General features: G+C 74.7%; 4 protein-coding genes. All 4 read right to left on the bottom strand.

Annotated elements, in window-relative coordinates:
- Window positions 1–15: 15 nt before the first annotated feature.
- From E5N76_RS06890 to E5N76_RS06875, 4 genes are read right to left on the bottom strand one after another with little or no spacing between them, the layout of a single operon-like run.
- Window positions 16–12498, bottom strand: a complete 12483-nt coding sequence (locus E5N76_RS06890; protein ID WP_149536556.1) for a non-ribosomal peptide synthetase/type I polyketide synthase — start codon at window positions 12496–12498, stop codon at window positions 16–18.
- On the bottom strand, window positions 12495–17354 hold the full coding sequence (locus E5N76_RS06885) for a non-ribosomal peptide synthetase (protein WP_149536555.1): 4860 nt from the start codon (window positions 17352–17354) through the stop codon (window positions 12495–12497). Before E5N76_RS06885 ends, E5N76_RS06890 begins: the two co-directional genes overlap by 4 nt.
- Entirely contained in the window at window positions 17351–19147 is a 1797-nt protein-coding gene (locus E5N76_RS06880; RefSeq protein WP_149536554.1) for an ABC transporter ATP-binding protein, read from the bottom strand. The genes E5N76_RS06885 and E5N76_RS06880 overlap by 4 nt, the downstream gene beginning before the upstream one ends.
- Window positions 19144–20898, bottom strand: coding sequence for an ABC transporter ATP-binding protein (locus tag E5N76_RS06875; protein ID WP_235907623.1), 1755 nt, complete (start codon window positions 20896–20898; stop codon window positions 19144–19146). Before E5N76_RS06875 ends, E5N76_RS06880 begins: the two co-directional genes overlap by 4 nt.
- Window positions 20899–20901: the final 3 nt, after the last annotated feature.

Raw genomic sequence — 20901 nt, 5'->3', positions numbered from 1 at the left:
CTGCTCGGGAAGGGGTCAGAGGGCGCGGGCGCGCTGCCGCGCGGCGACGCGGCGCGCCGCAGGCGGCCGGCGCGACGCGCCCGGGGGCAGCAGCGCGGCGGCCCCGGCCTGCCGCGCCACGGGTTCGGCGAGATGGCGCAGGTGCGCCGCCAGCGCCGCCGGGCTGGCATGCTCGAACAGCGCCACCACCGGCAGTACGATGCCGAGCTCGCTCCGCAGCGCCTGGCAGACGCGGATCAGCGAGAGGGAGGTGGCGCCGGCCTCGAAGAAATTGACGTCGCGCGCGGCGGCGAGGCCGGTCTCGCGTTCCAGCGCCGCCATCACCAGCGCCTCCAGCCGTGCCACCGCGTCATCGGCGGCGGATGCGACGCTGCGCAGCGCCGGCGCCGTGCGGGGCGGCAGCAGCCTGGCGGCCGGGCCATGCGCGGGGCGGGGAATCCCCGCCCCGCGCAGCAGCGCTTCCAGCGGCTCGGTCCAGGCCGCCGCGTCGGTCGCCAGGCGGTCCAGCAGGCGGCGCTGCGCCTCGAACATCGTGTCCAGCAGGCCGGGCTCGAACAGCGCCTCCACCGCATCCCAGTTCCACAGCAGCGCGCCCGCTTCCTCGCGCACCTGCTGGTCCAGCCAGACCTGCGGCGTCTGGCTCACGCCCCAGCCCATGCGGCCGAGCGCCGTTCCGGCATCCGCCCCGCCCGCGGCGCCCAGCGCCGAGGTGAAGACCACGGGGCAGGCCAGGCCGGTCTGGCGGCCGGTGCGGCGGGCCATCTCGCGCAGCACGCGCACCGCGGACACCTCCGCATGGGCGAGGTCGGCGGCGACCTGGCGCTGCACCGCCTGCGCCCGGCCGAGCAGGTCGGCCGCCTCCTCCCCGCGGCATTCCAGCAGGATCAGCGAGGTGAAATCGCCCACCACCCGGTCGATATCGGGATGCAGCGGCAGGCGCTGGAACAGGGTGAGGTTCAGGGTGAAATCCGCGGCGCGGCTCCTGCCGCGGAGCACCTCGGCATAGATGGCAAGCAGCACGGCGTTGGGCGTGAGCCCGTGCTGCTGCGCGCGCCGCCGCAGCGCCTGCCAGGAGGCGGCGGGCAGCACGGCCGCGCGGCGGGCGAAGCGCGGCGGCGCCTCGCCGGCGGGCAGCAGCTTCAGGGCGGGAGCAGCAGGCAGGGTCTCCAGCCGCCCGAGCCAGTAGTCCAGCGCACGGTGCCAGCGCGGCGTGTCCTCCGCCGCGCGCAGCGCCAGCACGTAGTCGCGGAAATCGCAGCCGATGGGCGGCAGCGCGCTGTCGGGATCGGCGGCGCGGGCGAGGACGCCCCATTCGGCCAGCAGCATGCCCATGCTGCGCCCGTCGAACACCATGTTCTCCAGCGAGACGAAAAGGCGCAGCCCGCCATCGGCGCGGCGCAGCGCCCGCACCTCGAAGAGCGGCCAGCGATCCGCCGGCCGCAGGCAATGCGACATGGCGGCGCGGTTCTCCGCGGTGATCGCCGCCTCCGCCGCCGCGTCCTCCGCCACGCGATACGGGACCGGAAGCTGCGGCACGGCGGGCAGCACGCGCTGGCGGCCATCCTCCCCCACCACGGCGCGCATCATCGGGTGGCGCGCGACCAGGCGGTGCCAGGCGGTTTGCACGGCTTCGAAGGCGAGGTCGTCCACCTCCAGCTCGGTGTAGAGATGGGCGGAGACCTGGCCGAGGGCGAAGCCCTCCTGCCGCCCGATCCAATAGGCCTCCTGCACATCCGTCAGCGGGAAGGGTGCGTGGCGCTCGGCCGGCGCCGGCAGCAGGGCGGGGAGATCCTCCTCCACCGCCGGCGCCTCCGCCTGCCGTTCCCGGAGCCGCGCGGCGAAGCCGGAGAGGATTGGCTGCTCGAACAGGTCGCGCACCTGAAGGGGGATGCCGGTGCGGCGACGCAGCGCCTCCACCACCCGGACGGCGCTGAGACTGTCCCCGCCGAGGTCGAAGAAGGATTGGCCGGATTGCGCCACCGCCACGCCCAGCACTTGCTGCCAGGCCTCGGCGATGGTGGCCTCCATGCCCTCCAGCGCCTCGGCCGGAAGCGCGGCCCGGTGCCGCGGCGGCAGCGGAAGCTGGCGCCGATCCACCTTGCCGGTGGGGCTCAACGGCAGGGCGGGCAGCGCCATGACGGATTGCGGCACCATATAGGCCGGCAGCCGCGTGGCGGCGAAGGCGCGCAACGCCGCCATCTCGGGCAGCTCCACGCGATCCGCCTGCTGCGCGAGGAGCAGCGCGAAATCGTCGCGCGGCTTCGCCGGGCGCAGCGCCTCGGCGGCCGTGAAGCCCGCATCGCGCAGCGCCTCGCACCAGGGCTGCGCGCCCATCTGCCATACGCCCATGTCGCGCCGCCGGTCGGCGACGCTGGCCGCGCCCTCGCCCAGCAGCGCGATGGTGACGCGCTGAAGGTCGTTATCCGCCACCATCTCCGGCGCCAGCAGCAGCCCGCCCGGCGCCAGCATCTCCCGGAGGCGCGGAAGCTGCGCGGCGACATCCGCCGTCCGGTGCAGGGCGTTGAACAGCAGCACCGCATCCCATGCCGCCGGCGCGACGCCCTGCGCCGCCAGCGGGCGCGCGGGGTCGATGCTGTGGAAGGCGATGGCGGGATGCTCCGCGAAGCCGCCCGCCGCCAGCGTGGCCCGCGCCTCCGCGAGGAAGGCGGGGGAGGAATCGGCCACGGTCAGGGACCAACCCGCTGCCGGCAGGGCACGCAGCAGGTCCAGCGTGGCGAGGCCGTGCCTCGCCTCGAGCTGCAGGATGCGCAGCGTGCCGTCCTGCCCTGCCAGCCCGGCCAGGGCCTCGGCCAGCGCGGCGAGCATGGCGGGGCCGGAGGGGCTGCCGCGCGACAGCGCCTCCGGGGAAAGGGCGGCATCGCCGCTGCCGAAGAAGAGCGAGAGCGCCTTCGCCTCGCCCCGCAGCACGGCAGCGCGGCGCGCGGCGTCGTCGCGCAGCCTGGCGAGCGGCGCAGCATCGAGGCCGAGCGCTGCGCCCTCCGCCGCCAGCCCCTGCCACGCCGTGTCGGCGAAACCCTGGGGGGCGATCAGCGTCTCCCCCTCTTCCAGCAGATCGCCGGACTCCGTCAGCAGGGCGAGCCAGTCGGCGAGCACCGGGCGCATCGCCTCGCTCACCCCGAGCCGCGCGGCGGCGTCGCGGCGGTCGAGCCGCATGCCGGGCCGGCCGGTCACGCCGAGGGCGCGCAGACTGTCCCGCGCCGCCTGCCGCGCCACGCGGGTGAGCAGGCTGCGAAGAGCAGCGGCGTCGCCCGGCCCTGCCTCCCTGGCGAGCCGCAGGGCGGCGGCGTCCCGTGCCATGCGCCAGCGCGCCGCCGCCTCTTCCGCCCCGATGCGAAACTGGCGGCGCACGGGGTGGGCGGGGTCGTCGCCCACCTCCTTCAGCACTACCCAGGCATGCAGGCGCCGGGTGCGGGAGGTCTTGTCCGCGCCCTCCTCCGCCACCGCGTCGACCACCGCCTTGGCCACGGCGGGATGCGCGGCGAGCGCCGCCTCGATCTCGCCGAGCTCGATGCGGTGGCCGCCGATCTTCACCTGCATGTCGCGCCGGCCGAGGAATTCCAGCGTGCCGTCGGGCCAGTAGCGGGCGAGGTCGCCGGTGCGGTAGAGGCGCTCGCCCGTCGCGGGGTGCGGGTAGAAGCTGGCGGCGGTGCGGGCCGGGTCGTTCTCGTAGCCGAGGGCGAGGCCGTGCCCGGCGATGTGCAGATCGCCTTCCACCCAGTCCGGGCGATGGCGCAGCGCGGCATCCAGCACGTGGTAGCGCTGGTTGGTCAGCGGATAGCCGTAGGGGATGGAGGACCAGCTTTCCGGCACCTCCGTCACCTCGAACCAATTGGACCAGATGCTGGCCTCGGTGGCGCCGCCCATGGCGATCAGCCGCGCCGCCGCATTCACCGCGCGGAAGCGGCCGGGGAGCGAGAGCGGCACCCAGTCCCCGGAAAGCAGCACGGTCCGCAGCCGCCGGAGGGCGTCGCGGTCATCCTCCGTCACCAGCATGTCGAACAGCGCGGGCACGGAATTCCACACGGTGACGCCGTGTTCGCGGATCAGCCCCGCCCAGTGCGCCGGATCGCGCCGCGCGGCGGCAGCGGGGAACACCACCGCCGCCCCGGCCGCGAAGGCGCCGAACAGGTCATAGACCGAGAGGTCGAAGCCGAGGGCGGAGAGGGCGAAGAGCCGGTCCTTCCCCGTCACGCCGAAGCGCGCATTGATGTCGAGCACGGTGTTCACCGGCCCCAGATGATCCAGCAGCACCCCCTTGGGCGTGCCGGTGGAGCCCGAGGTGTAGAGCAGATAGGCCGGGTCGCGCGGCTGCACGGCCGGCGCCGGCCGCGCCAACGGCGTGGCAGGTGCCTCCCCGCCCAGCGCGGCCGCGATGGCGGTGACGCCGAGGCGCTCCAGCAGCGCGGCGAGGCGCGGCGGCGGCGCGCCTTCCGTCACCGCCAGCATCACGCCGGAGCCGCGCAGGATCGCCTCCAGCCGCGCATCGGGCTGCTCAGGATCGAGCGGCACATAGACGCCGCCCTGGCTGAGGATGGCGAGCACCGCCAGCGCCTGGCAGGGCGATTTCTGCATCAGCACGGCGATGCGCTGGCCCAGCAGCGGCGCCGTCGCGCCATCGGCCAGCGCCTTGCCCAGGGCCAGGGCCTGCGCGGCGAGATCGCCATAGCGCCAGGCAACGCCATCGGCCGCGATGAGGGCGATGGCGTCCGGCTCGCGCTCGGCGCTGTCGAAGAAGAGCTCGTGCAGGCAACGCGTGGGAAGCGGCGCCGCCGTGGCGTTGACGCGGCTGCGCACCGCGAGCTGCGCGGCGGGCAAAAGGTCGCCGGCGGGTTCCCGCCAGGCCGCCTCCGCGGTGCAGAGGCGGCGCAGCAGCGCCGCATGCGCTGCCGCCATGGCGTCCAGCACGCCGGGCGGGAAGAGCGCCTCCACCGCGTCCCAGTTGCAGACCAGCGCCCCGCCGATCTCCATCACCTGATGGTCGAGCCAGACCTGCGGCGTCTGGGTGATGGCGTCATGCTGATGCGCCATCAGCCCCGCCTCCTCGCCCGCCACGCCGAACTGGCTGGTGAAGATCACGGGCATCATCACCCGCTCCTCCTCGCCGCGGCCGTTGTTGATCAGGCGCAGCACCTCCACCGCGTCGAAGGCACGGTGCTCCAGCGTCTCCAGCATGGCCTCGTGCAGCGTGGCAGCGGCCTCGGCGAAGGGCAGCGCGGCGCCGCGATCCACCGGCAGCAGGGTGACGGTGGTGAAGTCGCCGATCAGCCCTTCCATGTCGGGATGCCAGGGGCGGCGGTCGAAAAGGGTGAGCGCCAGGGTGAATTGCTGCACCGCGCTCCACCGCCCCACCACCTCGGCGAAGAGGGCGAGCAGGAAGGAGGAGGGGGTGAGGCCGCGCGCGGCGATGCGCGCCTTGGCTGCCGCCCATTCCGCCGCCGCCATCACGGTGCGGCGGCGGGTGAAGCGCGGCGCGGCGATGCTTTCCGGCCGCAGCGCCAGCGGCAGGCGCGGCGGCGGGGGCAGCTCCGCCGCCCGCGCTTCCCACCAGGGGCGATCCCGCTCGCGCTGCGCCGGCAGGCCGCTCGCCGGATCGTCGGCAGCCAGCACGTAGTCGCGGAAGGACAGGCCGATGGGGCGCAGCCCGGCCGCCGCCGCATCGCCGCCATGCCGCATCAGCCGCTCCAGCTCGGCGAGCAGGATCTGGCCGGAGGTGGCATCGGCGACCAGGAGGTCGATGCTGAGATGCAGGCGGGAGCGCCGCGCGTCGAGCTGGCTGACGCGCAGTGCGAAGAGCGGCCAGGCGCTCGCCTCATGGAGCTTGTGCGACAATTCGTCGCGCCAGGCCGTCAGGCGGGCTGCCACGGCCTCCGCCGGCCTGCCGCGCAGATCCTGCACCGCCACGGCGTAGCGCGGCACCTCGGGCAGCACGCGCTGGCGTCCGGCGCGGTCGAAGACCAGGCGCAGAGAGTCGTGCCGGCGGATCAGTGCGTTCCAGCACGCCTCGAGCAGCGCCGGATCGAGATCCTCGAGATCGAATTCGAGATAGGCATGGCAGGCGATGTTGCCGAGGACGAGGCCAGGATTGCGGCCGACCCAATAAGCGTGCTGCAGCGGCGTCAGGCGGAAGGGCTCGTGGCGCGTCGCTGGATCGGGCGTGATGGTGAAGGCGGGAGCGGGCTCGCGCTGCGGCGCCGGGCCGAGCAGCGCGACGAGCGCGGCGATGCTGGGGGTGCGGAACAATTCGCGCAGCGGCAGCGCCAGGCCGGTCGCGGCCTGGACGCGCTGGGCGATGTCCATGGCCAGGATGGAATCCATGCCGAGCGTCAGCAGGTTCGTCTCCGGCGCCAGGGCGGTGGGGTCCAGGCGCAGCGCCTCGGCGACGATGCCGGCGAGCAGCGCCGCGGCGTCGCCCGGCGGCGCCGGGGCGGGCGGCGCGGCCGGCGTGACGGCGCCCGGCGCCAGCCGGACGAACAGCCCCGCCCCGGTCACCGCCTCATGCAGCGGCGCGAAGCGGTTCCAGCCGATATCGGCGCAGACGACCGAGGCTGGTCCCTCGCCGTCCAGCAGATGCGCCAGGCGTTCCAGATACCAGGCCGGCGCGGCCACGCCGATGCCGGTGGCTTCCAGCGCCTGCCGCGCCGCCGCGTCGGCAGCCATGCCCTCGCCCGCCCAGGGGCCCCAGGCGATGGCGGTACCCGGCAGCCCTTCGGCCCGGCGCGCGGCGGCCAGCGCATCCTGGAAGGCGTTCACCGCGGCGTAGCCCGCCTGCCAGCGGGAGCCCCAGATGCCGGCGATGGAGCTGCACAGCACGAAATGGTCGAGCGCCAGGCCGCGCGTGGCGCGGTCCAGGTTCAGGCTGCCGGCCACCTTCGCCGCCGCCATGCGGCGGAACTGCGCCGCGCTGTCCGCCCCCAGCTCCCCCCAGAGGCCGAGCCCGGCGGCATGGAAGACGCCACGCAATTCGGGGCCATGGCGCAGGCTAGCGATCAGCGCCGCCACCTCCTCTTCCCGGCCGATGTCGCAGGAGATGGCGGTGGCCTCTGCCCCTGCGGCGCGCAATTCGGCCAGCAGCGCCTGCCCCGCCGCATCCGGGGCGCGCCGCGATGCCAGGGTGATATGCCGTGCGCCGCGCGCCACCAGGAAGCGCGCGATGGCGCTGCCGATGGCGCCGAAGCCGCCCAGCACGAGATAGGCCGCATCCGGCCGGACGCCCGGCGCGGCCTTGCCGGCTGGCGCCAGCGCCGCGAGGCGCGGCCGGAAAACCTGCCCGCCGCGCCAGGCGGCGGCGGGCGGCAGGTCCGGGGCGAGGAGCGCGCCGATGGCATCCGCCTCCGGCTCCACGCCTGGGTCGAGATCCGCCAGGCGCAGCGCGATGTCGCGGCATTCCGCCATCAGCGACCAGCCGGCGCCCCAGCCCATCGCCGCGGCGGCCAAGGGCGCCTCGCCCGCGGCCGGCGCCACCGCGCCGCGCGTGACGATGCGGAGGGTGCAGCCGGCATGGTGCCGGTTCAGGTGGTCCGCCAAAGCGAGGAGTTCCGCGACCACCTCCTCGCCATCCTCCCCGCCATCGAGGCCACGCAGGAAGAGGAGCTCGTCGCCCGGGCGCAGCGCCGCCTCCAGGCCGCGCCGGTCGCGCCCGTCCACGGCGCGCGCCGCCACGCCGCGCGCCTGCAGCAGCGGCAGCAGCCGCCCCGCCACGCCGCCATGGTCCGGCACGATCACCAGGCGCTCCGGCCAGGCGGGCGCGCCATGCCTTACTTCCTCCCAGTCCAGCGCGTAGAGCCCCTCGGGCGCGGCCGGCGTCACGGGCTGCGGGGCGCGCGGCGCGAAGCCGTACCAGTGCGGCGTCCGTTCGAAGGGGTAGAGCGGCAGGGAATCGGGCGGCGGCAGCGCGCCGGGCAGCACCGCCTGCCAGTCCGGCTCCGCCCCGGCGGCGTAGAGCGCGGCGAGGCTGCCGGCCAGCACCGCGGCATCGGCGCGAGCCGGATCGAGGCTGGGCAGCAGCAGCGGCGCGGGCGCGGCGCCGGGCCAGGCGCGGCGGGCCAGGGGCAGCAGGGTGGGGCGCGGGCCGATCTCCAGCAGGACGTCGCAGCCCAGCCCTGCCATGGCGCCCAGCGCCTCGGCGAAGCGCACCGGCTCGCGCGCATGCGCTGCCCAATAGGCGCCGGAGGCCAGCTCCGCCGGGACCACCGCCGCGCCGCGCAGGGTGGAGATGAAGACCATGCGTTCCGTGCCCGGCCTGAGCCGCTCGCCCACCTCGCACAGCGCGCCCAGCACGGGCTCCATCATGGGTGAATGGAAGGCGTGGGAGACGTCGAGACGCTGGCCCAGCACGCCGTGCTGCTGCGCGCGCCGCGCCGCCTCCTCGATCTGCGCCGTCTCGCCGGCCAGCACCATCGCCTCGGCGCCGTTGGCGGCGGCGAGGGAGAGGCCGGGCAGCCCCTCCGCCAGGCGCAGCGCCACCGCTTCCGTGGCGCGGAGGGCGAGCATGGCCCCCGGCGGCAGGGCCTGCATCAGCCGGCCGCGCTCCGCCACGAAGCGCGCCGCATCCTCCAGGGCGAGATGGCCGGCGACCACGGCGGCGGCGAATTCGCCCACCGAATGCCCGGCCACCATGGCAGGGCGGATGCCGAAGCTTTCCCACATCCGCGCCAGGGCGTAGCCGATGGCGAAGATGACGGGCTGGGCGAGCGCGGTCTGCCGGAGCCTTGCCGCATCGGCGGTACGGATCGCCGCGATGACGGAGCGGCCGAGCCAGGGGCGCAGCGCGCCATCGGCCTCCTCCAGCGCGGCGCGGAAGGCGGGGCTGCTTTCCAGCAGGCCCTGCGCCATGCCGGGATATTGCGCGCCCTGGCCGGTGAAGAGCAGGCCGATGCGCGGCGCCGCGGCGGCTTCCATCGGCTTCAGCGACCGCAAGGAGTCCAGCAGCGCGGCAGGGTCCACCCCATGGGCGCAGCCGCGCCAAGCGAGATGCGGCCGCTGGCGCGCAGCGCCGCGGCAGAGGGCGGCGGCATCGCCTACCGCGATGCGCGCCTCCCAGGCATCGCGCAGCTGTGCGAAGGCGGCGGCGGAGCGGGCGGAGACGGGCAGCATCAGCCAGGGCGGCGGCGCTTCGGCCGCTGGCGCGGCGGCCGGCGGCGCTTCCTCCACCAGGGCCTGGGCGATGGTGCCGGAGAAGCCGAAGGAGACCACCGCGGCGCGGCGCTGCCTGCCGAGGCGCGGCCAGGGCACCGCCCGTTCCGGCAGCGCGGCGGGGATGCGCGCCAGGTCGATGGCCGGGTTGAGGCGCCGCAGCGGATGCGGCGGCACCACGCCCCGCCGCAGCGCCGCGACGGTGCGGATCATCCCGGCAATCCCCGCCGCCGCCTCCAGATGGCCGATCGCGGTCTTGGCGGTGCCGAGCAGCAGCGGCGCCTGCCGCGCCACGCCGGCATGGAGGCTGGCGAGGGAGCGGAATTCGATCGGGTCGCCCAGCCGCGTGCCGGTGCCGTGGAGTTCGACATAGTCGATCTCCTCCGGCCGCCAGCCGGCGCGGCGCAGCCCGCCCTGCATCAGCGCCAGGCGCGCCGCCTGGTCCGGCACGGTGAGGCCGCTGCGCGGGCCTTCCTGCCGCAGCGCGGTGCCGGCGATGACGGCGTGGATCCGCGCGCCATCCTGCTGCGCATCGGCCAGGCGGCGCAGCACCAGCACGCCGCACCCCTCGCCGCGCGCATAGCCATCCGCATCGGCGTCGAAGGTCTTGCACCGCCCATCGGCCGCCAGCATGCCGGCGCGGCGCAGCGCGCCCTCCACCTCCGGGGCCAGCAGCACCTGTACCCCGCCCGCGAGGACGAGGTCGGTGTCGCCCGCGCGCAGGCTGCGGCAGGCGAAATGCAGCGCGGCGAGGGAGGAGGAACAGGCGGTGTCCACCGCCACGGCCTCGCCTTCCAGCCCGAGCAGGTGGGCGAGGCGGCCGGCGGCGGCGGCCGGCGCGTTGCCGGTGCCGTAATGCGCGTCGAAGGCGGCGGCGTCGCCGGCGGCGAAGGGCAGCATGCCGTATTCGCCCGCGGTGATGCCGAGATAGATGCCCGTTGCGCTGCCCTTCAGCCTGTCATGCGGGATGCCGGCATCCTCCAGCGCATGCCAGGCGGTCTCCAGCACCAGCCGGTGCTGCGGGTCGAGCGAGGCAGCCTCGCGCGGGGAAAGCCGGAAGAAGGCGGCGTCGAACCCCTCGATCGCCTCGAGCAGATGGCCCTCGCGCCGCGTGCCGTCGCGCGTCTCGGCGCGGATCGCGGGGCTGCCCTCCAGCAGTATGTCGAGGAATTCGTCCGGGCTCCGCCGATCGCCCAGCGCGCCGCCGGGGAAGCGGCAGCCCATGCCGATCACGGCGATGGGCTCGTCGCCCGGCACGCGCGGCGCGGCGGGCACGGGCGCGGCCGCATCCTGCTGCGCCAGCAGCGACAGCAGGTGGTCGGCGAGCCTGCCGATCGTGGGATTCTCGAAGGCGGCGAGTTCCGGCAAGGGCAGGCCGAGCCGCGCCTGCAGCGTCGCGGCCACCTCCACGGCGGAGACGGAATCGAGGCCGAGATCGAAGAAGCCGGCTTCCTCCGGCAGGCGCTCCCCGGGGGCGCGGCCGAGCAGCGGCAGCACCGCCGCGCCGATCGCGTCGAGCAGCAGCAGCCTGCGCTGCGCCGGCCCCGCGCGCCGCAGCCTTGCTTGCAGATCCTCCGTCATCGCGGGCGGCGGTGGTGGTGGCGCCTCCGCCGACCAGCGCCGCTCCGCGAGCAGCGGGATCTCGTCCGCCAGCCAGGCGCGGCGCATCTCCACCCGGCGGATCTTGCCGCTGGTGGTCCGGCGCAGCATGCCATGGCGCATGAGGCCCACGGCATGCGGCGTGAAGCCGTGCCCGGCCGCCACGGCCGCGCGCACCGCCTCGATCAGCCGCGCATCGTCTTCCGGCGTGGCGCGCGCTGCTTCCAGCAGCAGCACGGCGCCCTCGCCTGCCGGCGTCTCCACCCCGAAGCAGACGGCACCCTGCGGCACGAGGCGTGGGTCGAGCCCCTCCACCGTATGCTCGACATCGGCCGGATAGTGGCATTCGCCGCGCAGGATGATGGCGTCCTTGGTTCGGCCGGTGACGCAGAGCCGTCCGCCGAGCACGAAGCCGAGATCGCCGGTGCGCAGATAGCGCCCGCACTCCGTGCCATCCTCGGCCAGCAGGGCGGCGCGGAAGGTCTCCGCAGTCAGTTCGGGCCGGTTCCAGTAGCCGGGGCCCACCGAGCGGCCGCGCAACCAGATCTCGCCGATATGGCCCTCCGGCCGCTCCCGCCGCGTGGCCGGATCGACGATGCGGAGCTCCTGGCCGACGAAATCATCGCCGCTGGCGGCATAGGCGCGCGCCCCCGGCGCTTCCGCCGCCACCGTGACGGCGCGGCCCGCGAGCAATTCGCCGGCATCGAGATGCAGCGGCGCCAGCCTGCCGCGCCGCCGCGTGCCGCAGGCCATGAGCGTGGCCTCGGCTAGGCCGTAGGACGGGCACAGCGCCTCCTCCCGCAGCCCCGCCGGGGCGAAGCGCTCAACGAAGGCGCGCAGGGTGGCGGGGCGGATGGGCTCGGCGCCGACCACCACGCTGTCCACGCTGGCGAGGTCGAGGGTGGGCAGCGCCTCCTCCGGCACACGCCGCACGCAGAGGTCGAGGGCGAAATTCGGCGCCGGCAGCAGGGTGGCTCGATGCTCGGTGGCGAGGCGCAGCCAGAGCAGCGGGTCCTGCGCGAAGCGGGCCGGGGCAAGCAGGACGGAGGTGCCGCCGAAATGCAGCACATGCAACACGCCGCCGATCAGCCCCATATCGTGATAGAGCGGCATCCAATTGACCAGCACCGTCTGCGGGCCGCTTCCGGTGACCCGGCTGATGGCGCCGTAATTGTCGAGCAGCGCGGCATGGGTGTTGATCACGCCCTTGGGCTCGCCGGTGGAGCCCGAGGTGTATTGCAGGAAGGCGATCTCCTCGCCGCGCGGCGCCACTGCCTCCGGCCGTCCGCCTTCCGCCGCATCCTCGAGCAGGAAGGGAAGCAGCCCGTGCGCTGCCGCGAATTCGGCGAAGGCCGCGCCGGATTCCGCGGCGATTTCCCGCGTGGTGACGACGCCGGCGGGCGTGGCGTCGCGGGTGATGGGCACGATCTTGCCCAGCACACGCCGCACGCGCGACGGGCCGGGCAGGTTCACCGGCACGGCGATGATGCCGGCGCGGAAGCAGCCCAGCATCGCCTCCACATATTGCAGCCCCGTGGGCAGCAGCAGCAGCACGCGGTCGCCCGGACGGAATTGCCGCAGCAGCGCCGCGGCCATGGCCTCCAGCCGGGCATGCAGCGCCGCGTAGGTCAGAACGCCCGCCGGGGCGCCCGGCGCGCCGTCGAAGCGCAGCGCCACATGGTCGCCGCGGCGGACCGCATGCCCGGCGATGCGGGCGCAGAGATGCGGGAAGCTGTCCCTGCTCACGGCACGGCCTCCGTTGCGATGAAATCGTCGATGGCGGCCGCCATGGCGGCGACGCTGCCGCCGTCGCGCAGCAGCGACCAGTGGTCGGCGTCGAGCCGCAGATCACGCCTTGGCCCGGCGAGGATGCCGGCCCAGGCGGGCTCCGGTGGCGGCCAGCCTGCCTCCCGCCGCGCTGCCCAGAGGCAGAGGGCAGGGCAGGAGATGGCGACAGGGCGGAAACCCGCCAGCGCCCCGAGCTGCGCCGCCACGATGCGGCGCATCCAGTCCGGCGCCTGGTGCGCCAGCGCTTCCGCGCGCCGCGCGAAGGCCTCGTGCCGGTGCCAGTCCACCGGATCGAGCAGCACCAGCCCGGCGGGCGCGCGGCCGGCCGCCTCCCACCGCGCGGCCACCGCCGCCGCCAGCACCGCGCCGGAGGACCAGCCGCCGAGCAGCACGGCACGGGTTTCCGGCCTGCCGCCCAGCGCCTCCTCCACGACGCGCGCCGCCGCCGCGAAGGGGTCGCGCGCGAAGGCCATGGGATCGCGCGAGGCGAGGTCCAGCGCGCGGCATTCCACCGCCTCGCCGAGCGCCGCCTCGATCGCGGCGAAAGCCCGGGGCACGCCGTCGCTGCCCGGGAAAAGCAGCAGCACCGGGCGCGACCCCTCGCCCGCTTGCGGCCCGGCGTCCAGCGAGGCGGCGAGGTCGCGCAGCACCGGCAGGTCGAACACGCTGCGCAGCGGCAGCTCGCGCCCCAGCCTCTCGCGCACGCGCTGCACCAGGCGGATGGCCAGCAGGCTGTCACCGCCGCAGCGGAAGAAATGCGCCTCCGCCGAGCGGATGGGCGTGGCGAGCAGCCCGGACCAGATCTCCGCCAGGGCACGCTCGGCGTCCGTCCGGGGCTCCCGGCCCTCCGTCCCGGCAGCGCCGCTTCCCAGCGGCGGCAGCAGCGCCTTCAGCGCATTGCGGTCCACCTTGCCATTGGCGCTGAGCGGCAGCCGGTCCAGCACGCGGAGGAAGGCGGGGACCATGTAGCCCGGCAGGCGCCGCGCCGCGTGCTGGCGCAGCGCGGCGGCATCTGCCCCGTCCTGGCGCTGCACCAGGAGGACGTGCTGGCCGAGGCCGAGCGCCTCGCCCGCCACATGCACCAGGTCGAAGCCGGCATGGGCCAGGGTTTCCTGCCACTGCGGCAGGCTGAGCAGCGGCAGCCCCGCGGCGCGCCGGAAATCGGCGAAGGCGACGAAGCCTTCCAGGAAGCCGCCGGTGATCATCTGCACCGGCGTGTTCACCGTCGCCTCGATGATCAGCAGCCGCCCGCCCGGCGCCAGCAGCCCACGCAGCCAGGAAAGGCTCCGCGGCAGGTCCGCCGCATCGTGCAGCACGTTGGAGGCGATGATGAGGTCGAAATTCTCCCGTGGCAGGGACTGGCCCACCGGGTCGCGGTTGATGTCGAAGCGCCCGACGGACAGCGCACCGGAGGCGCCGAAGCGCTCGCGCGCCGCATCGAGGAAGAAGAGCGAGACATCGGTGAAGTGATAGGACAGGCCCGGCGCCTCCAGCACCGGCAGCAGCGGTGCCGTGGCGGAGCCGACGCCACCCCCGACTTCCAGCACATGCAGCGGCGCCGGCCGCCGCGCCGCGGCCAGCATGGTGGCCGCCACCTGGCCCAGGCTCTCGGCCGCCGGGTTGTGGCGGTAGAGGCTGTCGGCATGCTGCAGCCCGGCCCCCGGGAAGAGCAGTTCCAGCGGCGCCTGCCGGCCGGCAACCAATTCGCCGGCCTGATGGGCACAGGCAATGATCCAGCCGGCTAGCAGCTCCGCGCCCGGCCAGGCCGGCATGTCCCGCAGCGCGGCGCAGGCGGCGTCGAGATCGCCCTGCTCCGCCGGCATGCGCCGCCATTGCCGCAGCAGCATGGCGAAGCGTGGGTCGGGCAGCAGCGCACCGGCGGCGAGCTGCGCCAGGGTGCGCGTCACGGCGATGCGCGCCACGCGGTCTGCCGCGGCCTGGAATTCCCGCACCCGGCGGAGGCCCTCTGGCGAGATGGCGGCCTCGGCATAGCCCGCCGCGCAGGCGATGGCGGCCGCGTCGGCGGGCGGGTGCGGGGCCGGCATGGGCTCGTCCAGCACGAAGGCGGCGAGCTGGCGGGTGCCGGCCTCGCGCTCCACCACCGTCACCACCGCCTCGCGCACGCCGGGCGCCGCCGCCAGCACCGCCTCGATCTCGCTGAGCTCGATGCGATGGCCAGCGATCTTCACCTGGGTGTCCTCGCGGCCGAGGAATTCCAGCATGCCATCCGGCCAGTACCGGGCGAGGTCACCGGTGCGGTAGAGGCGCTCGCCGGTATCCGGCGCGGCGATGAAGGCGCGCGCGGTCTGCGCCGCATCGTTCCAATAGCCCTCCGCGAGGCCGGCACCGCCGATATGCAGCTCGCCGGTCACCCAGTCCGGCCGGTCATGCCCTTCCCGGTCCAGCACGCGGTAGGATTGGTTGGCCAGCGGGAAGCCGTAGGGGATGCTGCGCCAGTGCGGCGGCACGCTCTCCACCTCGATGATGTTGGACCAGATGCTCGCCTCGGTGGCGCCGCCCATGGCGATGAAGCGCGCCGCCGGCGCCAGCTTGCGCAGCCGGGCGGGCTGGCCGAGCGGGATCCAGTCGCCGCTCAGCAGCGCGGCCCGGAGCGGCAGGCTACCGGTGTCGCCGGCCTCGTCCAGCAGCAGGTCGAGCAGCGCCGGCACGGAATTCCACAGCGTGACGCCATGCGCCCGCAGCAGCTCCAGCCAGTGGCGCGGATCGAGGCGGCGCGCATCCTCGCAGAGCACGACGGCGCCGCCGGCCGCGAGCGGGCCGAAGATGTCATAGACGGAAAGGTCGAAGCCCAGGGAGGAGACGGCCAGCACGCTGTCATCCCCGCCGAGGCCGATGCGGTGGTTGACATCCGCCACGGTGTTCCACGCCGCTTCGTGGCAAATGGCGACGCCCTTGGGGCGGCCGGTGGAGCCGGAGGTGTAGAGGATATAGGCGAGGCTGCCGGGCGCGCCGGCTGGCGCCGCCGGCATGGCGGCGGCATCGAGCCCGGGCGCCAGCCGCACGGGCCAGGCGCACTCCGCCCGCTCCGTCACCAGCGCGGCGGCGCCGACATCCTCGAGTATGAGGCGGAGGCGGTCGGCGGGAATGTCGGTGGCCACCGGCACATAGGCGGCGCCCGATTGGAGAATGCCGAGCACGGCCACGATCTGCGCCGGGCCGCGCGGGAGGGAGAGCACCACGCGGCCGCCCGGCGCCACCCCCGCGTCGCGCAGCCGCGCCGCCATGGCGGCGGAGGCGGCGGCGAGGCGGCCATAGCTCCAGGTCTGGTCGCGCCACCGCAGCGCCACCCGCTCCGGGCTGCGCGCGGCGTTGTCCAGGAAGCCTGCCTGCAGCAGGCGCGGCGGGATCTCGCGCGCGGTCGCGTTCGCCTGGGCGCGGACGGCGCGCTGCGCCGGCGGCAGCAGGGCGGGAACGGGCGCGTCCCAGGCCGCCTCTTCCTCGCAGAGGCGGCGCAGCAGGGCGCAATAGGCGCCGAACATGGCGGCGACCATGCCGTCCGGGAACAGCGCGTCGATGGTGATCCAGTTGAAGACGAGCGAGCCCTGGCGGACCATCGCCTGGTGGTCGAACCACACTTGCGGCGTCGCGGTGTAGACGATCTCCGGCTCCGGCAGCAGCGGCGCGCCCTCGCCGCCATGGGCGACCAGCGCATCGATGTCAAGGCCGAGCAGGCTGGTGAACACCACCGGCATCGGCGTGCCGCGGCCGCCGCCATCGCGCTTCCCCAGCGCACGGATCACCTCGATGCCACTGAACTGGCGATGCGCCAGCGCGGACCAGGTCTCCTTCTGCATCTGCCGGGCGCGGGCGGCGAAGCCGGCACCCGGTTCCGGCGCGGAGCGCGGCACCAGCACGACGGAGGTGAAATCTCCCACCATGGAGTCCACGTCCGGGTGCAGCCGCTCGCGGTGGAAATGGGTGAGGTTCAGGCAGAATGCCTCCTGCCGCGACCATTGCCCCAGCACCTCGGCATAGGCGGCGAGCAGCGCCCCGGAGGCGGTGAGGTTGCGCTGCGCGGCGAAGCCTTCGAACCGGCGCCAGGCATCGGCGGGGATGGTGGCGTGGCGGCGGACGAAATCCGGCCGCGCGATGCTGTGCGGCGCAACGGCGAGCGGCAATTGCGGCGCAGGCGGCAGCGTCTCCAGCCGTTCCAGCCACCAGGCGCGGTCGGCGGCATGGCGGGCCTGGTCGCCGAAAGCGCCGCGCCCCAGCACATAGTCGCGGAAGGAGAGGGTGAGCGGCGGCAGCTCCGCCTCCGGCCGCGCATAGAGCCGTTCCAGTTCGCCCAGGATGATGTGGAAGCTCTGCACATCCACGGTGAGCAGGTCGAGATCGATATGCAGGCGCAGCTCGGTGGCCGAGAGGCGCGTGGCGCGGATGGCGAAGAGCGGCCAGTGCGACGCCTCCGGCACGCGCTGCTGCATCGCCTCGCGGACCGCCAGCAGCCGCGCCGCGCGCGCCGCCTCGGGGAGCGCGGAGAGATCCTCCACCGGAACCGGGTGGTGCGGCACCTCCGGGAGGATGCGCTGGCGGCCGTCGCGCTCCACGATGGCGCGCAGCATGTCATGGCGAGCGACGAGCCGATTCCAAGCCGCCTCCAGCCGGGCGATGTCCAGTGCCGCGAGGCGCCATTCGAAATAGGCGTGGCAGGAGACGTTGCCGAGCTCCAGCGTGGCATCGCGCCCGATCCAGTAGGCGTGCTGGATGTCCGTGAGCGGGAAGGGCGCGTGCCGGTTCGCCGGGTCGGGCGTCAGCACCGGCATGCTGTGGGGCTGCACGGCGGTGCGGCTCATTCGGCGGCTCCTGGCAGGCTGGGGATGGGGGCGGCGGGGTCCAGGCGGCGCCAGCCGGGCGCCTGGCGGAGCGCCTGCCACAGGGCGCGATAGGCGCCGTCGGTGCCCCAGAGCGACGCATGGTCGCCCTGCTCCAGCACCCGGCCCTGGTCCAGCACCACGATCCGCTGCGCCCCGCGCACGGTCCACAGGCGATGGGCGATCACCAGCACGGTGCGGCCGCGCACCAGCTCCGCCAGCGCCTCCTGAACCAGCCGCTCATTCTCGACATCGAGGGCGGAGGTCGCCTCGTCCAGCACGATGATCGGGCTGTCCTTCAGGAACAGCCGTGCCAGGGCCAGGCGCTGCCGCTCGCCGCCGGACAGGGCGGCGCCGGCGCCGCGCAGCACGGTGTCGATCCCCTGCGGCAGCCGCTCGACGAATTCCTCGCAGCGCGCGGCGCGCAGGGCGGCGCGCAGCTCCGCCTCGGTGGCCTCGGGCCGTCCGATGCGCAGATTGTCGCGCACCGAGAGGGAGAAGTGGACGATGGTCTGCGAGACGACGCCGATCAGCTCGGCGATGGCCCCGGGCGGCAGGTCGCGCAGGTCGATGCCGCCGATCGTCACCCGCCCTGCCTGCGGGTCCCACTCCCGCGTCAGCAGCCGCGCGATGGTGGTCTTGCCGGCGCCCGTGGCGCCGACCAGGGCGGTGACGCCGCCGCCCCCGGCGGTGAAGGAGACGTCGCGCAGCACCGGCACGCCGCCATAGCTGAAGGAGACGTTCTCGAACCGGATCGTGGTGTCGGCCGGGCGGGGCCCGGCCACCGGCGCCGGCATCGCGGGCACCTCGAGCACGGCGTCCACCCGGGCGACCGCCACCTCCATCTGCCGGACCATGGCGGAGAACTCCACCGCCTCGGCCAGCGGCGCGAAGAGGCGCAGCGCCACCAGGACCAGCAGCAGCGCCTCGGCATTGCCCAGGCCGCCGGCCAGCAGCCGCTCCGCGACCAGGGCCAGCAGCAGCCCGGCCCCCAGGGCTAGCGCGACGGGCACCGCCACGGCGGGGACCACGAAGCGCAGCGTGATGGCGCGGCCGCTGTTCCGCCCCTCCGCCAGCGCTTCCTCCAGGCGGCGCAGCCGGCCCTCGGCCAGGCCGAAGGCGCGCACCACCTGGATGCCCTGCACGAATTCCAGCAGCCGGCCGTTCAGCCGGGCCATGGCCTCGCTCCGCCGCTCGCTGGCGACGCGCAGCATGCGCTGGCAGACCGCCAGCACCGCCACCGCCACCGCCAGGGCGAGGAGCAGCACCAGCCCGGCGCGGGGCTCGACCGCGAAGGCCGTCGCGACGCCCAGCAGCGGCAGGCTCACCGCGGCAACGAAGCGCGGCAGCAGCAGGCCGGGCATCATCTCGACGGCGGTGACGTCCTGCATCAGCACGGCGGTCAGGTCGCCGGTGTCGCGGCCGCGCAGATACTCCATGGGCAGGCGCGCCAGGTGATCCACCAGCCGCGCGCGGAGCCGCGCCGTCATCCGGTAGCCAGCGCCGTAGCCCAGCTCCGCCGCGCGGTTGGCGCAGAAGGCCTGGCCCAGATAGGCGAGCAGCATCAGCAGCGCCGCCCAGAGCGGCGCCAGGGGCCCGCGCAGCCAGTCCGGCGCGCGGGCATCGTTCGGGTCCAGCAGGGGCAGCAAGGCGAGGAACAGGACCAGGAAGGGCAGGATCGAGCAGACGCTCTCCGCCAGGCGCCAGGCGATGGCGCGGCGGATGGCCTGCCGCTCCTCCCTGGCCACGCGCAAGAGCTGGAGGATCGCCTTCATGGCACGCCTCCCGCCGCGACGCGGCCCGGCTCGGGCGGTGCCGCCTGGGCGCCCTCCTGCCCCAGCTCCCAGGCCAGGTTTTCCCTCTGCATCTGCCACAGCGCGCGGTAGCGCGGCACGCTCTCCAGCATCGCCGCATGGGTGCCGGCGCCGAGGATGCGGCCGCCTTCCATCAGCACGATCCGGTCGCAATGCTCGACGCTGTCGAGGCGGTGGGAGATGACGATCACCGTGCGCCGCCCGACGAGCCGCCCGACCGCATCCTGCAGCAGCACCTCGTGCAGCGGGTCGACGAAGCTCGTCGCCTCGTCGAGCACCAGGATCGGCAGCTCCGCCAGCAGCGTGCGCGCCAGGGCCAGGCGCTGGCGCTGGCCGCCGCTCAGCCTGGCGCCGCCTTCCCCCACCCGGGTCGCGTAGCCCTCCGGCAGGGCGGCAATGAAGCCGTCGCAATGCGCCGCGCGCGCCGCCGCCACCACCTCCGCATCCGTGGCGCCGGCCCGGGCGATGCGGATGTTCTCGTGGATCGTGTCGTCGAACAGGAAGATGTTCTGCGTCACCGCCCCGACCAGCCGCGCCAGCGCCGCCGGGTCGGCCTCGCCGATATCCTGGCCGCCGATCAGCACGCGCCCGCGCGTAGGGTCGAGGCTGCGGTCGATCAGCCGCGCGAGGCTGGTCTTGCCCGCGCCGGAAGGGCCGACGATGGCGGTGATGCCCTGGGCCGGGATGCGCAGATCCACCTCCTGCAGCGTGGCGTGGCCTTCCTGCTCCAGCCACACCCCCTCGAAGACGATGTCGCCCGGCACGGGCGCGAGCGGCGCGGCGGGCACGGGCTGGGAGGGCGTCTCCAGCAGGGCCCGGATCTTCCTCTCGGCCTGCTGCACCCGCAGCAGGATCTCCGTGTAGAGGGCGAGCTTGAGCAGCGGCAGGCCGAGGCCCGTCGCGCCGAGCAGGCAGAAGATCAGCGTCGGCACCTCGATCCGCCCGGTGCCGTGCAGCCAGAGGCCGAGCGGCAGGGCGAAGAGCGGCGAGGCACCGATGATGACGGTGTAGAAGACCCAGGGCGGCATCCATTCGCGCCGCCATGCCTCGGAGAAGGCGTGCAGCTCCCGGATCTGGCGGTGCATGCCGTCGCGGATGATCCGGGCGCCGGGATAGGTGCGCAGCGTCTCCAGCCCCTGCACCAGTTCCACGGCGGCGGCGTTCACCTGGCCGATGCGCCCGAAATAGCTGCCGATCTTCGTGCCGTGCCCGCGCATCATCAGCATCTGCGCCAGGCTGGCGAGCGGGATGACGGCGATCACCGCCAGGGCCATGCGCCAATCGGCCCAGACCAGCACGCCGGCCAGGGCCAGCACGGTCGCGCCGGCCGCCACCACGTCCGGTAGCTGGTGGCTGGCGAACAGCTCGATCGCCTCGACCTCCTCGTTCAGCACCCGCTTGATCGAGCCGGTCTGCCGCGCGGTGAAATAGCCGAGCGGCAGGGTAGCGAGGTGGCGCACCAGCCGGCGGCGGAGGCTGTGCAGCAAATCGAAGGCGGCGTGGTGGGCGATGCCGGTGGAGGCGCCCATGGCGGGGCCCTGCACCAGGAGGGCGAGCGCTGCGCCGAGCGCCAGGACGGGCACGCGCTCCACCTGCCCCGCGGCGGCGGCGGCGATCATCCCGCCCAGCAGCAGCAGCGGCGCGATCGCCGAGAGGGTGCCCAGCACGGCGAGCAGGCAGGCGAGGAAGAGGCGCCCGCGCACCGGCGCCACCAG

This window comes from Siccirubricoccus phaeus (assembly GCF_008360935.1).
GTDB classification, from domain to species: Bacteria; Pseudomonadota; Alphaproteobacteria; order Acetobacterales; family Acetobacteraceae; genus Siccirubricoccus; species Siccirubricoccus phaeus.
The sequence above is the reverse complement of the archived record's forward strand: the minus strand, read 5'-3'. Positions and strand labels throughout refer to the sequence as shown.

Coding starts and splice junctions, on each gene's coding strand:
- E5N76_RS06885 (WP_149536555.1), bottom strand. CDS start 17,354: ATGAGCCGCACCGCCGTGCAGCCCCACAGCATGCCGGTGCTGACGCCC.
- E5N76_RS06880 (WP_149536554.1), bottom strand. CDS start 19,147: ATGAAGGCGATCCTCCAGCTCTTGCGCGTGGCCAGGGAGGAGCGGCAG.